At 67.1% G+C, this 13,194-nt stretch carries 13 protein-coding genes and 1 tRNA gene; 13 read left to right on the top strand and 1 reads right to left on the bottom strand.

The features are described from left to right. The first annotated feature begins 12 nt into the window (after positions 1 to 12). The 7 genes from purD to rng all read left to right on the top strand — a co-directional run bounded on the left by purD (position 13) and on the right by rng (position 6,256). Positions 13 to 1,311 carry a phosphoribosylamine--glycine ligase gene (purD, locus tag JC881_RS02455; RefSeq protein WP_198784119.1) on the top strand — a complete coding sequence of 433 codons (1,299 nt, stop codon included), beginning with the start codon at positions 13 to 15 and terminating at the stop codon, positions 1,309 to 1,311. Then, positions 1,311 to 2,228, top strand: coding sequence for an oxygen-dependent coproporphyrinogen oxidase (hemF, locus tag JC881_RS02450; protein ID WP_198784118.1), 918 nt, complete (start codon positions 1,311 to 1,313; stop codon positions 2,226 to 2,228). The genes purD and hemF overlap by 1 nt, the downstream gene beginning before the upstream one ends. Beyond that, positions 2,225 to 2,854 carry a nicotinate (nicotinamide) nucleotide adenylyltransferase gene (gene nadD / locus JC881_RS02445; protein WP_198784117.1) on the top strand — a complete coding sequence of 210 codons (630 nt, stop codon included), beginning with the start codon at positions 2,225 to 2,227 and terminating at the stop codon, positions 2,852 to 2,854. The genes hemF and nadD overlap by 4 nt, the downstream gene beginning before the upstream one ends. Beyond that, positions 2,854 to 3,543, top strand: a complete 690-nt coding sequence (gene rsfS, locus JC881_RS02440; RefSeq protein WP_198784116.1) for a ribosome silencing factor — start codon at positions 2,854 to 2,856, stop codon at positions 3,541 to 3,543. The genes nadD and rsfS overlap by 1 nt, the downstream gene beginning before the upstream one ends. Then, complete coding sequence (rlmH, locus tag JC881_RS02435; protein ID WP_042579728.1) at positions 3,540 to 4,007, top strand: 23S rRNA (pseudouridine(1915)-N(3))-methyltransferase RlmH; 468 nt, start codon at positions 3,540 to 3,542, stop codon at positions 4,005 to 4,007. Before rsfS ends, rlmH begins: the two co-directional genes overlap by 4 nt. A 112-nt stretch (positions 4,008 to 4,119) precedes the next feature. Continuing rightward, complete coding sequence (locus JC881_RS02430) at positions 4,120 to 4,722, top strand: Maf family protein (protein ID WP_198784115.1); 603 nt, start codon at positions 4,120 to 4,122, stop codon at positions 4,720 to 4,722. A gap of 7 nt (positions 4,723 to 4,729) precedes the next feature. Then, on the top strand, positions 4,730 to 6,256 hold the full coding sequence (rng, locus tag JC881_RS02425) for a ribonuclease G (protein ID WP_198784114.1): 1,527 nt from the start codon (positions 4,730 to 4,732) through the stop codon (positions 6,254 to 6,256). Between the two features lie 9 nt (positions 6,257 to 6,265). Here the strand turns inward: rng and msbA are convergent, their stop codons facing one another. Then, complete coding sequence (gene msbA, locus JC881_RS02420; RefSeq protein ID WP_198784113.1) at positions 6,266 to 8,050, bottom strand: lipid A export permease/ATP-binding protein MsbA; 1,785 nt, start codon at positions 8,048 to 8,050, stop codon at positions 6,266 to 6,268. Positions 8,051 to 8,213: 163 nt separating this feature from the next. On the opposite strand from msbA, the gene tolB (JC881_RS02415) reads away from it, so the two are divergent. The 6 genes from tolB (JC881_RS02415) to JC881_RS02390 all read left to right on the top strand — a co-directional run bounded on the left by tolB (JC881_RS02415) (position 8,214) and on the right by JC881_RS02390 (position 13,172). After that, the gene (tolB, locus tag JC881_RS02415; protein ID WP_443083324.1) at positions 8,214 to 9,530 is read left to right on the top strand and encodes a Tol-Pal system beta propeller repeat protein TolB; all 1,317 of its coding nucleotides are present in this window, start codon (positions 8,214 to 8,216) and stop codon (positions 9,528 to 9,530) included. A gap of 190 nt (positions 9,531 to 9,720) precedes the next feature. Further along, the gene (gene tolB / locus JC881_RS02410) at positions 9,721 to 10,890 is read left to right on the top strand and encodes a Tol-Pal system beta propeller repeat protein TolB (protein WP_198784872.1); all 1,170 of its coding nucleotides are present in this window, start codon (positions 9,721 to 9,723) and stop codon (positions 10,888 to 10,890) included. A 24-nt stretch (positions 10,891 to 10,914) separates the two neighbouring features. Beyond that, complete coding sequence (gene pal, locus JC881_RS02405) at positions 10,915 to 11,436, top strand: peptidoglycan-associated lipoprotein Pal (RefSeq protein ID WP_198784112.1); 522 nt, start codon at positions 10,915 to 10,917, stop codon at positions 11,434 to 11,436. Next, positions 11,436 to 12,185: a tol-pal system protein YbgF gene (gene ybgF / locus JC881_RS02400; RefSeq protein ID WP_198784111.1), complete on the top strand. Its 750-nt coding sequence runs from the start codon at positions 11,436 to 11,438 to the stop codon at positions 12,183 to 12,185. The genes pal and ybgF overlap by 1 nt, the downstream gene beginning before the upstream one ends. A 31-nt stretch (positions 12,186 to 12,216) precedes the next feature. Further along, positions 12,217 to 13,047: a tRNA threonylcarbamoyladenosine dehydratase gene (locus JC881_RS02395; protein ID WP_443083332.1), complete on the top strand. Its 831-nt coding sequence runs from the start codon at positions 12,217 to 12,219 to the stop codon at positions 13,045 to 13,047. A 49-nt stretch (positions 13,048 to 13,096) separates the two neighbouring features. Continuing rightward, positions 13,097 to 13,172: transfer RNA gene (locus JC881_RS02390), tRNA-Lys, on the top strand. Positions 13,173 to 13,194: the final 22 nt, after the last annotated feature.

Here is a 13,194-nt window from a genome sequence, read left to right as displayed (position 1 = left end):
GAAGGCCCACGAATGAAGGTACTGGTTATTGGAGGAGGGGGCCGTGAACACGCCTTGGCATGGCGACTGGCGCAGGCCAGCCGCGTGAGCCGCGTGTACGTGGCGCCGGGCAACGGCGGCACCGTGAGCGACGAGCGCTACGACTGCATCGACATCACCGAGCCCGCCGCGCTGCGCGAGTGGGCCATCCAGGAAAAGATCTCGCTGACCGTGGTCGGCCCCGAGGCGCCGCTCGCCGCGGGCGTGGTGGACGAATTCCGCGCGCACGGGCTGCGCATCTTCGGCCCGACGCAGGCGGCCGCGCAGCTGGAGAGCTCCAAGGCGTTCTCCAAGGCGTTCATGAAGCGCCACAAGATTCCGACGGCCGAATACGAGGCCTTCACCGATGCCGCAGCGGCGCACGCGTACATCGACGCCAAGGGCGCGCCGATCGTCGTCAAGGCCGACGGCCTGGCCGCAGGCAAGGGCGTGGTCGTCGCGATGACGGCCGAGGAAGCGCACGAAGCCGTCGACTTCATGCTGGTCGACAACAAGTTCGGCGTGTCGCACAACGACGGCGGCGCGCGCGTGGTGATTGAAGAATTTTTGCAAGGCGAAGAAGCCAGCTTCATCGTGCTGTGCGACGGCAAGAACGTCACCGCGCTCGCCACCAGCCAGGACCACAAGCGCCTGCTCGACGGCGACGAAGGCCCCAACACCGGCGGCATGGGCGCGTATTCGCCCGCGCCGGTGGTCACGGCCGAGGTGCATGCGCGCGCGATGCGCGAGATCATCCTGCCGACCATTCGCGGCATGGAAAAGGACGGCATCCCTTACACCGGCTTCCTCTATGCGGGTCTGATGATCGATGCGTCCGGCCATCCGAAAACGCTCGAATTCAATTGCCGCATGGGCGACCCCGAGACGCAGCCGATCATGATGCGTCTGAAGTCCGACCTGTTCGAGGTGTTCTGGCACGCCACCGACGGCACGCTCGACCAGGTCGAGTTGCAGTGGGACCGGCGCGTCGCGCTCGGCGTGGTGATGGCGGCGCACGGCTACCCGCTCTCGCCGCGCAAGGGCGACCGCATCACCGGCATTCCGCCCGAGGCGCCCGACGCCGTGGTGTTCCATGCCGGAACGACCATGCAGGACGGTGACCTGAAGACCAGCGGTGGCCGCGTGCTCTGCGTGACCGTGCTGGCCGACAGCGTGAAGCTCGCGCAGCAGCGCGCCTACGAAGTCGCGGCGCGCGTGCGCTTCGACGGCGCGCAATACCGCAAGGACATCGGATTCCGCGCCGTGCATGCGCGCAACGCCCCCCAAGCCTGATGCAGCAGACGAACCCCGCGGCAGTCGGCAGCTACCTGCGCGGGCTGCAGCAGTCGATCATCGCGGCGGTCGAGAAGGCCGACGGCGGCACCTGCCTGCACGATGCCTGGCACAAAGCGCCGGGCGAGCCGTTGCAGGGCAATGGCCTCACCTGCATCCTCGAAGGCGGGGCGCTCTTCGAGCGCGCGGGCTGCGGGTTCTCGCAGGTGCGCGGGCCGAAGCTGCCGCCCTCGGCCACGCAGAACCGGCCTGAACTCGCCGGTGCGCCGTTCGAGGCGATGGGCGTGTCGCTGGTGTTCCATCCGCGGAATCCCTACGTGCCGATCGTCCACATGAACGTGCGCATGCTGGCCGCGCTGCCCGAGGGCGGCGAGCCGGTCTGCTGGTTCGGCGGCGGCATGGACTTGACGCCCTGCTACGGCTTCGAGGAAGACGCGGTGCATTTCCACGCCACGTGCCGCGATGCGCTCGCGCCCTTCGGCGACGACAAGTACCCGCGCTTCAAGACCTGGTGCGACGAGTATTTCTTCTTGAAGCACCGCAACGAACAGCGTGGCATCGGCGGCATCTTCTTCGACGATTTCGCCGAGGGCGGTTTCGACAACGGCTTCGCGCTGATCCGCGCGGTCGGCGATGCCTTCCTGCCGGCGTACCTGCCGCTGGTCGAGCGCCGCCGCCACACGCACTACGACGAGCGCGAGCGCGAATTCCAGCTCTACCGGCGCGGGCGCTATGTCGAGTTCAATCTCGTGTGGGACCGCGGCACGCACTTCGGGCTGCAGTCGGGCGGGCGCACCGAATCGATCCTGCTGTCGATGCCGCCGCTCGCAAGCTGGGCCTACCGCCAGCAGCCCGAGCCGGGCAGCCCCGAGGCTGCGCTCTACAGCGACTTTCTTCCGAGGCGCGACTGGTTGTGAATTCTTCCGGCACGGCCCCGCGCATCGGCGTCTTCGGCGGCGCGTTCGATCCGCCGCACAACGCGCACGTCGCGCTGGCCGAAGCCGCATTGGCGCAGCTCGACCTGGCCGAGCTGCACGTCATTCCGACAGGGCAGGCATGGCACAAGAGCCGCACGCTCACGCCGAAGGAAGATCGCCTCGCGATGACGCGGCTGGCTTTCAGCGGCTTGAAGGGCAAGGTCGTCATCGACAGCCGCGAAGTGTTGCGCGACGGCCCGACCTACACGCTGGACACCCTGCACGAGTTGCAGAAAGAGCAGCCCGGCGCCCAGCTCGTCTTGATCATGGGCGCCGACCAGGCGGGCGCGCTGCCCAGCTGGCACGGCTGGCAGGCTATACTCGGCATTGCTATCGTTTCTGTAGCGTATCGCGCACTATCGACGGGCGGCATTGCCCGTTTTGATCCGAACATGCTGCCCAACCTCCCGGCTGGCGCGCGTTTCGAGGCGCTAGAACTGCCTGCCATGGACACCAGCGCCACCGAGATTCGGCGGCGCGTTGCACTGGGCGTGGACATTTCCTCGCTGGTTCCGCCCACGGTTGCACGCTATATTGACCAACACCACCTCTACCGCTCTGCCTGATGACCACTGAAGCCGCCGCCAAGAAAGACACCCAGAAACTCCAGCGAGCCATCATCGATGGTCTCGAAGACGTCAAGGCGCAGGACATCCAGGTATTCGACACGGAGCACTTGTCGCCGCTGTTCGAGCGCGTGATCGTCGCCTCGGGCACCTCCAACCGCCAGACCAAGGCGCTCGCCGCCAGCGTGCGCGACGCGGTGCGCGAGGCCGGCTTCGGCAAGCCGCGCATTGAGGGCGAGGACAACGGCGAGTGGATCATCGTGGACTGCGGCGCGGCCGTGGCGCACATCATGCAGCCGGCCATCCGCCAGTACTACCACCTCGAAGAGATCTGGGGCGACAAGCCGGTGCGCGCCAAGCTCGGCGGCGCCAAGCCCGCCGCCAGCACCTCGTCGAGCACCGAAGACGCGGGCGACAAGAAGAAAAAGCCGGCCGCCAAGGAGCCTTCGCTGCGCCGCGCGAGCGCCGCCAAGACAGCCGTCAAGGCCGCCGAGCAGGAAGCCCGTGAAGAGAAGGCCCGTCGCTCGCCCGCACGAAAGACCGCCGCGAAGAAGGCACCCGCCCGCAAGACCTCGGCCACCGCGCGCACGCCGGTCAAGATCATCGGCAAGCCCGTCGCAAAGAAGACTGCGGCCAAGCCCGCGGCAAAGAAGGCGCCTGCCAAGAAGGCGCCCGCCCGCCGCGCATGAAGCTCCTGGTGGTCGCCGTCGGGCAGCGCATGCCCGACTGGGCGCAGACTGCCTGGGACGACTACGCCAAGCGCTTCCCGCCCGAGCTCAAGCTCGAGCTGCGTGCCGTCAAGACCGAACCCCGCGGCTCCAAGTCATTGGAGACGCTCTACGCCGCCGAACGCGAACGCATCGAGGGCGCCATCGCCCGCGGCATGCGCATCGTGGCGCTCGATGAGCGCGGCACCGCGCTCACCACCAAGGCGCTCGCGGCGCGCCTGCAGGCCTGGCAGGGCGAGGGCGACGACGTGGCCCTGGTCATCGGCGGCCCCGACGGCCTCGATCCCGCCTTCAAGGCCGCGGCGCACGAACGCATCCGCCTCTCGGACTTGACCCTGCCGCATGCGATGGCGCGGGTGCTGCTGGTCGAGCAGCTGTACCGGGCGTGGTCGGTCAACGCGGGCCATCCGTACCACCGGGAATGACGCGCTCGCCCGGTGCGGCCATGCCTATCGTCCGCCGACGCGTCCTTCACTTTCTGTTCGGACTTGCGCGCTCGCCGCATGCGTGGGTCTGGCATCTCACGGAGCCTTGAACTTGCCCGACTTCATCTACCTCGCGTCGCAAAGCCCGCGCCGCGCCCAACTGCTCGGCCAGCTCGGCGTGCACCATGAACTGCTGCTGGCCACGCCCGAAGAAGACGCCGAGTCGCTCGAAGTCGTGCTGCCCAATGAATCGCCGACGGCGTATGTGCAACGCGTGACCGCCCTCAAGCTCGATGCCGCCGTCGCGCGGCGCAAGCGCCTGGGCCTGGCCGATGCGCCCGTGCTCTGCGCCGACACCACGGTCGCGCTCGGCCGCACGATCCTCGGCAAGCCGGAGGACGCGCGCGATGCCGAGCGCATGCTCGCGCTCCTGTCCGGCAGCACCCACCGCGTGCTGACCGCCGTCGCGCTGCAGCACGGCCGCCGCCGCCATGCGGCGCTCAGCGTGTCGCGCGTGCGTTTCGCCGCGATCACGAAGAAGCAAATCGCCGGCTATGCCGCCGGCGGCGAGCCGCTCGGCAAGGCCGGCGCCTATGCGATCCAGGGCGCCGCGGCGGCCTTCATCGAGCACATCAGCGGGTCCTATTCGGGCATCATGGGACTCCCGATGTTCGAGACCGCGCAGCTGCTTCGCAGCGCCGGTTTCAATACTTAAGAATTCCATGCAAGACATCCTGATCAACTGGTCGCCCCAAGAGACCCGTGTGGCGCTGGTCGAGCACGGCGCGGTGCAAGAACTGCATGTCGAACGCACGCTGGAGCGCGGGCTGGTCGGCAACATCTACCTGGGCAAGGTCTCGCGCGTGCTGCCGGGCATGCAGTCGGCGTTCATCGACATCGGCCTGGAGCGCACGGCCTTCCTGCACGTGGCCGACATCGTCGCGCCGTTCACGCCGGGCTCGCGGCCGAGCGCGCCGGCACCCGAGCGCGATCACCGCAACGGCGGCCCGATGGTGCCGATCGAGAAGCAGGTGTTCGAAGGGCAGTCGCTGCTGGTCCAGGTGATCAAGGACCCGATCGGCACCAAGGGCGCGCGGCTGTCGACGCAGATCAGCATCGCGGGCCGCTTGCTCGTGTTCCTGCCGCAGGACAACCACATCGGTGTCTCGCAGAAGATTCCTTCGGAGCAGCGCGAGTCGCTGCGCACGCGCATGCTGACGCTCATCGAGGCGGCCGCGGCAGCCGACAGCGGCGGCGTGGTGCCGGCCAATACCGGCGGCTTCATCCTGCGCACCAACGGCGAGGACTCGTCGGATGCTGAGCTGGCCGAGGACATCGCCTACCTGCGCAAGACCTGGTCGCGCATCCGCGACGCGTCGAGCAAGCTGCCCGCGATGTCGCTGCTGCACCAGGACCTGAGCCTGCTGCAGCGCGTGCTGCGCGACATGACCATCGAAGACACGCAGACCATCCGCATCGACTCGCGCGAGCAGTTCGAAGTGCTGCTGAAGTTCGGTCTCGAATTCATGCCGCAGGCGGCCGGCAAGCTGCAGCACTACAAGGGCGAGCGGCCGATCTTCGACCTGTATTCGGTGGACGAGGAAATCGCCAAGGCGCTGGGCCGGCGCGTCGAGCTCAAGTCGGGCGGCTATCTCGTGGTCGACCAGACCGAGGCGCTGACGACCGTGGACGTGAACACCGGCGGCTTCGTCGGCGCACGCAATTTCGACGACACGATCTTCAAGACGAATCTCGAAGCGGCGCAGGCGATTGCAAGGCAGTTGCGGTTGCGAAACCTCGGTGGAATCATCATCGTCGACTTCATCGACATGGGGCGCGACGATCATCGCGAGCAGGTGCTGGCGGAATTCCGCAAGCAGCTGGCGCGCGACCGCGTCAAGACCACAGCCGGCGGGTTCTCGCAACTCGGCCTGGTCGAGATGACGCGCAAGCGCACGCGCGAATCGCTGGCCCACATGCTGTGCGAACCGTGCGCGGCCTGCGGCGGGCAGGGCATCGTGAAGACCGCGCGCAGCGTGGCCTACGACGTGATGCGCGAGATCCTGCGCGAAGCCCGGCAGTTCACGCCGCGCGAGTTCCGCATCGTGTCGTCGCCGCAGGTGATCGAGCTTTTTCTCGACGAGGAAAGCCAGCACCTGGCGGGGCTGAGCGACTTCATCGGCAAGCCGATTTCGCTGCAGTCAGAGCCCGCGATCGGGCAGGGTCAGTACGACATCGTGCTGCTCTGAGCGAGCGGCTCAGAGCGTCGGGTCTTGTCCCGGCGTGGCGCTGCGCACCGCCAGCGTCTGCAGGCGTGCATAGAGCCCGTCCAGCGCCATCAGCTGCGCGTGGCTGCCTTGCTCGGCGATGCGGCCTTGCTCCATCACGATGATGCGGTCCGCATGCTGGATGGTCGAGAGCCGGTGGGCCACGATCAGCGTGGTGCGGTTCTGCATCAGGCGCTGCAGGGCGTCCTGCACCAGCCGTTCCGATTCGGTGTCGAGCGCGGAGGTGGCTTCGTCGAGCAGCAGCACGGGCGCATTCTTGTAGAGCGCGCGCGCAATGGCTAGCCGCTGGCGCTGGCCGCCCGACAGCTGCGTGGCGTTGTGGCCCAGCACCGTGTCCATGCCCTGTGGCAGGTTCTCGACGTGGGCACTCAGGTTGGCGGCGACCAGGCATTCGTTGACGCGCTCGCGGTCGATCTCCGAGCCCAGCGCCACGTTGGCGGCCAGCGTGTCGTTGAGCATGACCACGTCCTGGCTCACCATCGCAAACTGCGCGCGCAGGCTCTTCAATTGCCATTCGCTGGTGTCGTGTCCGTCGAGCAGCACCTGCCCGCCGCTGGGCTGCACGAAGCGCGGCAGCAGGTTGACCAGCGTGGTCTTGCCGGAGCCCGAGGGCCCGACGAAGGCCACCACCTGGCCGGGCTGGATGGTCAGGCTCACGCCGTCGAGCGCGCGCTGTTCGTCGTCGCCGCGGTAGCTGACCTGCACGTTGCGCAGCTCGATATGGCCATCGGCGTGCCCCATCTCGAAGCTGCCCTGCGATTCGGGCGCGACCTCGTCGACCAGGATCAGGCCGCGCTCGAGCGCGGCCAGGCCGCGCGTGATCGGCCCGGCCACTTCGGCCAGGCGCCGGATCGGCGCAATGAGCATCAGCATGGCCGTGATGTAGGCGACGAATCCGCCCACGGTGAAGCCCTGCTTGCCGCTCTGCCAGAGGGCGATCATCACCACGATCGACAGCGCGAGCGAAGCCATCATCTGCGTGAGCGGCGTGGTCGCGGCCTGGGCGATGGTGGATTTCACGGCCAGCCGGTTCAGGCGCTGGCTCAGCTGCTCGAAGCGGCGCTCCTGCGCCTCTTCGGCGCCGTGCAGGCGCACGACGCGGTGGGCGAGCACGTTTTCCTCGACCACGTAGGCCAGTTCGTCGGTCGCCTGCTGGCCCTGCTGCGTGAGCTTGTAGAGGCGCTTGGAGAACACCTTCATGATCCACGAGATGCTGGGCACCAGGAAGGCGACGATCAGCGTCAGCTTCCAGTTCAGGTAGACCAGGTAGCCCAGCAGCGCGATCAGCGTGAAGCCGTCGCGCGAGAGCCCGAGCAGCGCCTGCACCAGCAGCATCGCCCCGGTCTGCACCTCGTACACCACGGTGTTCGAAAGGGCGCTCGCCGATTGGCGCGTGAAGAGGGCGAGTTCGGCGCCGAGCAGGCGCTCGAACAGCACCCGGCGCAGCTTCTGCATGCCTTCGTTGGCAATACGCGAGAGCGCATATTGAGAGATGAATTGCGCGATGCCGCGAACCGCGAACAGCATGAGCACGGCGGCGGGCACGAACCACAGCGGCATCTCGCCGCGGGTGAAGCCGCGGTCGAGCAAAGGCTTCAGAAGGGCGGCCATCAGCGGCTCGGTGATCGCCGCCAGCATGGCCCCGGACAGGCCCACGGCCCACCATTTGCGCGAGCTGCCGAACCAGGTCATGAGGCGCGCCAGACGGCGCATCAGGGGAGGGCGCGCGTTCTCGCTGCCAGGGGATGCTTGCATGGCGGCGGATTCTACGGGTCGCCCCGGGGATGGCTTTTCGCAGGAGTCGTGTAGGACCGCACCGATGGATAAACGTTTTGTGACGGGGCCGCCGGGCCAGTGTGTAACATGTGGCCCGTTGCGTCGGACCGAAACTTTTTGTCCGAAAACCTCTCCGAACCGCATGAACAAGCCGTTGACAACACCTACTCCAACTCCTTCTTCATCGCTATTTGCACGCCGCACGCTCATTGCGGCCCTTGCTGCCACCCCCTTGCTTCCTGCGCTGGCCCAGTTCCGGGTCGAGGTGTCGGGCGTCGGGCTGACGCAATTGCCGATCGCGCTCGTGCCCTTCAGGGGCCAGGACGCCGCGCCGCAGAAGATCTCCGACATCATCCAGGCCGACCTCGAGCGAAGCGGCCAGTTCCGCGGCGTCGATGCCTCGGGCCAGGCGATCGACGATGCCTCGCGCCCCGACTGGTCGGTGTGGCGCCAGCGCACTGCCGACTCGCTGGTCGGCGGCAGCATCACCCGGCTGGCCGACGGCCGCTTCGATGTGAAGTTCCGCCTCTGGGACGTGGTGAAGGGGCAGGAACTGGGCTTCCAGAACTACACCGTGCCACAGGGCGACCTTCGCCTCGTGGCGCACCGCATCGCCGACTTCGTCTATGAAAAGCTGACCGGCGAAAAAGGCATCTTCTCGACCCGCATCGCCTACGTCACCAAGGGCGGCGCCCGCTATGCGCTGTGGGTGGCCGATGCCGACGGCGAGAACGCGCAGGCCGCGCTCGCCAGTTCCGAGCCCATCATCTCGCCGCGCTGGTCGGCCGATGGACAGCAACTGGCCTATGTGTCTTTCGAATCGCGCAAGCCCGTGGTGTACGTGCACAACGTGTCCAGCGGACAGCGCCGAAAGGTGGCCGACTTCAAGGGCTCCAACAGCGCGCCGGCCTGGTCGCCCGATGGCGGTTCGCTCGCCGTCACGCTCAGCCGCGATGGCGGCTCGCAGCTCTTCACGATCCCCGCGGCCGGCGGCGAGCCGCGCCGGCTCACGCAGAGCGCGAGCATCGACACCGAGCCGGTGTATTCGGCCGATGGCGGCACCATCTACTTCGTGAGCGACCGCGGCGGCGCGCCCCAGATCTACAAGATGGGCGCGAGCGGCGGCAATCCGGCACGGGTGACCTTCAGCGGCAGCTACAACATCTCTCCTGCCATCAGCGGCGATGGCCGCTGGCTGGCCTACATCTCCCGCGTGGGCGGCGCCTTCAAGCTCCAGGTGATGGAGTTGGCGACCGGCAATGTGGCTTCGATCACCGACACCAGCGCCGACGAGAGCCCGAGCTTCGCGCCGAACAGCAAGCTGATCGTCTACGCAACGCACCTGCAAGGCCGCGAAGCGCTCATGACGACCACGCTCGACGGAAAGATCAAGGCGCGCCTGGCGGGGCAGGCCGGCGACATCAGAGAACCCGACTGGGGACCGTTCCGCAAGCAATGACCAGAACCAGATGCATCCCCAGAGGTTCGAAACATTGAAACGCACGATTTATTCGCTGGTCATCGTGGCCTTGATCGCCGGTTGCGCATCGAACACCAAGCCCGATGAAGCGGCGGTGCCCGATCGCAGCAGCAGTGCGCGCCCGCAAGACGGCGCAAGCGCTGCGAAGCCTGCCGCCGTCGAAGGGGGCCTGCCGGTCGCGTTCGTGCCCTTCAAGGGCCAGGATGGCTCATCCCAGAAGATCTCCGACATCGTCCAGGCCGACCTGGAACGCAGCGGCCAGTTCCGCGGCGTCGATGCCTCGGGCCAGGCACTGGACGAGGCTTCGCGCCCCGACCTGTCGCTGTGGCGCCAGCGCACCGCCGGCTCGATGGTGGTGGGCAGCGTCACCCGGCTGGCCGACGGCCGCTTCGATGTGAAGTTCCGTCTCTGGGACGTCGCGAAGGGTCAGGATCTGGGCGGCCAGAGCTACACCGTGCCGCAGGGCGACCTGCGTCTCGCGTCGCACCGCATCGCCGACTTCGTCTATGAAAAGCTGACCGGCGAGAAGGGCATCTTCTCGACCCGCATCGCCTACGTCACCAAGGGCGGCAACCGCAACACGCTGTGGGTGGCCGATGCCGACGGCGAGAACGCGCAGGCCGCGCTCGCGAGCCCCGAGCCGATCATCTCGCCGACCTGGTCGTCCAGCGGCCAGCAACTGGCCTACGTGTCCTTCGAGTCGCGCAAGCCCGTTGTCTACGTGCACAACGTGACCAGCGGACAGCGCCGCCTGCTGGCGAACTTCAGGGGCTCCAACAGCGCGCCGGCCTGGGCACCGGACGGCAACACGCTGGCCGTCACGCTCACCCGCGACGGCGGCTCGCAGCTCTACACGGTGCCGGCCAGCGGCGGCGAACCGCGCCGGCTGACCCAGAGCACGAGCATCGACACCGAGCCCGCGTACTCGGCCGACGGCCGCACCATCTATTTCGTGAGCGACCGCGCGGGCACGCCCCAGATCTACAAGATGAATGCCAGCGGCGGCAACCCGACACGGGTTACCACGAGCGGCACCTACAACATTTCTCCGTCCGTCAGCGGCGATGGCCGGTGGTTGGCCTACATCGCGCGCGTGGACACTGCCTTCAAACTCCAGGTGATGGAGTTGGCGACCGGCAAAGTTGCGTCCATCACCGACACCACCGCCGACGAGAGCCCGAGTTTTGCCCCCAATAGCAAGCTGATCGTCTATGCAACGCGCCTTCAGGACCGCGAAGCGCTCATGACGACCACGCTCGACGGAAAAATAAAGGCACGACTGGCGGGACAGGCGGGAGACATCAGGGAACCGGACTGGGGTCCGTTTCAAAAGCAATGATCAGGTTTATTTGAGGAGTTCGAAATGTTGAAACGCACAATTTATTCGCTGGCCATCGTGGCCCTTATCGCCGGTTGCTCGTCGGGCACGAAGCTCACCGACACGCCCGTGACCGATGGCCGTGGCTCTGCGGGCCAGCAAGGCGGCAGCGCCAGCGCCGTGACCCCGGTCAATGCCGACCCGAACGCGGGCAATGCACAAGGCCCGGTGGGCGTGGCGCGCATCGTGTACTTCGACTACGACAGCTACACGGTCAAGCCCGAGTTCCAGTCGATCATCGACGGCCACGCGCGCTTCCTGAAGAGCGCTCCGCAGCGCCGCATCTCGATCGAAGGTCATACCGATGAACGCGGTGGCCGTGAGTACAACCTGGCCCTCGGCCAGAAGCGCTCCGAAGCCGTGCGTCGCGCACTGACGCTGCTGGGCGTGAGCGACAGCCAGATCGAAGCCGTGAGCTTCGGCAAGGAAAAGCCGGCCGTGCAGGGCTCCGGCGAAGAGGCGTGGGCACAGAACCGCCGCGCTGAAATCCGCTACACCACCCGGTGATGCCACGCGTCCTGTTGCGGGGCGCGGCGCTGGCTGCCGCCCTGCTGTGCGTCTCGATGGGATCGCAGGCCGCGTTGTTCGAGGATGACGAGGCTCGCAAGGCCATTCTCGATCTGCGCCAGCGCGTCGAGGCCATGCGCCAGCAAACCGACCAGCGGCTGACCGACGAGAACGGCCAGTTGCGCCGCAGCCTGCTCGACCTGCAAAACCAGATCGAGCAGATGCGGGGCGACCTGGCGCGCATGACCGGCCAGAACGAACAGCTCACGCGCACGCTGAGCGAAATGCAGTCGCGCCAGAGCACCATCGACGACAAGCTCAAGCAGAACGAGCCGTCCAAGGTGACGGTCGACGGCCGCGAGTTCAACGCCGATCCCAAGGAGAAGGCCGACTTCGAGGCTGCGCTCGGCATCTTCCGTGCCGGCCAGTTCGCGCAGTCGCAAACGGCCTTCGCCGAATTCGTCAAGCGCTACCCGCAAAGCGGCTACAACGCCTCGGCGCTGTTCTGGCTGGGCAATGCGCAGTACGCCACGCGCAACTACAACGAGGCCATCGCGAACTTCCGCTCGATGCTCTCGCTCGCGCCCGATCACGCCAAGGCCCCCGAGGCCGTGCTGTCGATCGCGAACTGCCAGATCGAGCTGAAGGACACGCGCTCGGCACGCCGCACGCTGGAAGACCTGGCCAAGGCGTACCCGCAGTCCGAAGCCGCACAGGCAGGCCGAGAGCGTCTCTCGCGCCTGCGCTAGTGCCGGCGGAGCACGCCGCTTGAACGCCACCCTGCCTGCAGCGTTCACACCAGCCGCCGCGGATGTCGTCACCGACACCGCGGCGCCTGACTTTGCGCGCCGCTTCGGCGGCCTGGAGCGTCTTTACGGCGTGGCCGGTGCCGCGCGCATCCGCAACGCCCACGTGCTGGTCGCCGGCATCGGCGGCGTGGGTTCGTGGGCGGTCGAGGCCCTGGCGCGCAGCGGGGTGGGGCGGCTGACGCTGGTCGACCTGGACCACGTCTCGGAATCGAACATCAACCGCCAGATCCACGCGCTCGATACGACCGTGGGCCAGGCGAAGGTCGAGGCCATGCGCGATCGCATCGCGCAGATCAACCCGGACTGCAAGGTACTTGCGCTCGACGAGTTCGTGGAGCCCGGCAACTGGACTGCATTGCTCGACGCGGCTAAGGCCGCGAACGGCCCGACCACCGCCGTCATTGACGCCTGCGACCAGGTGAAGGCCAAGCTCACCATGGCCGCGTGGGCACGCGCATCGCGCGCGGCGTTCATCACGGTGGGCGCGGCGGGCGGCAAGCGGCAGGCGCACAAGGTCGACATCGACGATCTTTCGCTCGTCACGCACGACCCGCTGCTGGCCCAGCTTCGCCAGCGCCTGCGCAAGGACCACGGCGCGCCGCGCGAAGGCCGCAAGATCGGCGTTACCTGCGTCTTCAGCCGCGAAAGCGTTGCGCCACCCGATGCGTCCTGCGCGATCGAAGAAGGCGACGGTTCGCTCAATTGCCATGGCTACGGCTCGGTGGTGAGCGTCACGGCCACCTTTGGACAATGTGCGGCGGGTTGGGTTCTCGACAAAATCGCGAGCAACGCCACGCTATAATCTTTGGCTTTGCCGGATTCAACGTCGGCAAGAAGCAAAAAATGGTTCCGGGACGTTAGCTCAGTTGGTAGAGCAGCGGACTTTTAATCCGTTGGTCACTGGTTCGAATCCAGTACGTCCTACCAACAAATACTGAATGAAGTCAAT

The organism is Variovorax sp. IB41 (genome assembly GCF_016405905.1).
Taxonomy (GTDB): domain Bacteria; phylum Pseudomonadota; class Gammaproteobacteria; order Burkholderiales; family Burkholderiaceae_C; genus Variovorax.
The sequence above is the reverse complement of the archived record's forward strand: the minus strand, read 5'-3'. Positions and strand labels throughout refer to the sequence as shown.

Coding starts and splice junctions, on each gene's coding strand:
- purD (WP_198784119.1), top strand. CDS start 13: ATGAAGGTACTGGTTATTGGAGGAGGGGGCCGTGAACACGCCTTGGCA.
- hemF (WP_198784118.1), top strand. CDS start 1,311: ATGCAGCAGACGAACCCCGCGGCAGTCGGCAGCTACCTGCGCGGGCTG.
- rsfS (WP_198784116.1), top strand. CDS start 2,854: ATGACCACTGAAGCCGCCGCCAAGAAAGACACCCAGAAACTCCAGCGA.
- rlmH (WP_042579728.1), top strand. CDS start 3,540: ATGAAGCTCCTGGTGGTCGCCGTCGGGCAGCGCATGCCCGACTGGGCG.
- rng (WP_198784114.1), top strand. CDS start 4,730: ATGCAAGACATCCTGATCAACTGGTCGCCCCAAGAGACCCGTGTGGCG.
- msbA (WP_198784113.1), bottom strand. CDS start 8,050: ATGCAAGCATCCCCTGGCAGCGAGAACGCGCGCCCTCCCCTGATGCGC.
- tolB (WP_443083324.1), top strand. CDS start 8,214: ATGAACAAGCCGTTGACAACACCTACTCCAACTCCTTCTTCATCGCTA.
- pal (WP_198784112.1), top strand. CDS start 10,915: ATGTTGAAACGCACAATTTATTCGCTGGCCATCGTGGCCCTTATCGCC.
- ybgF (WP_198784111.1), top strand. CDS start 11,436: ATGCCACGCGTCCTGTTGCGGGGCGCGGCGCTGGCTGCCGCCCTGCTG.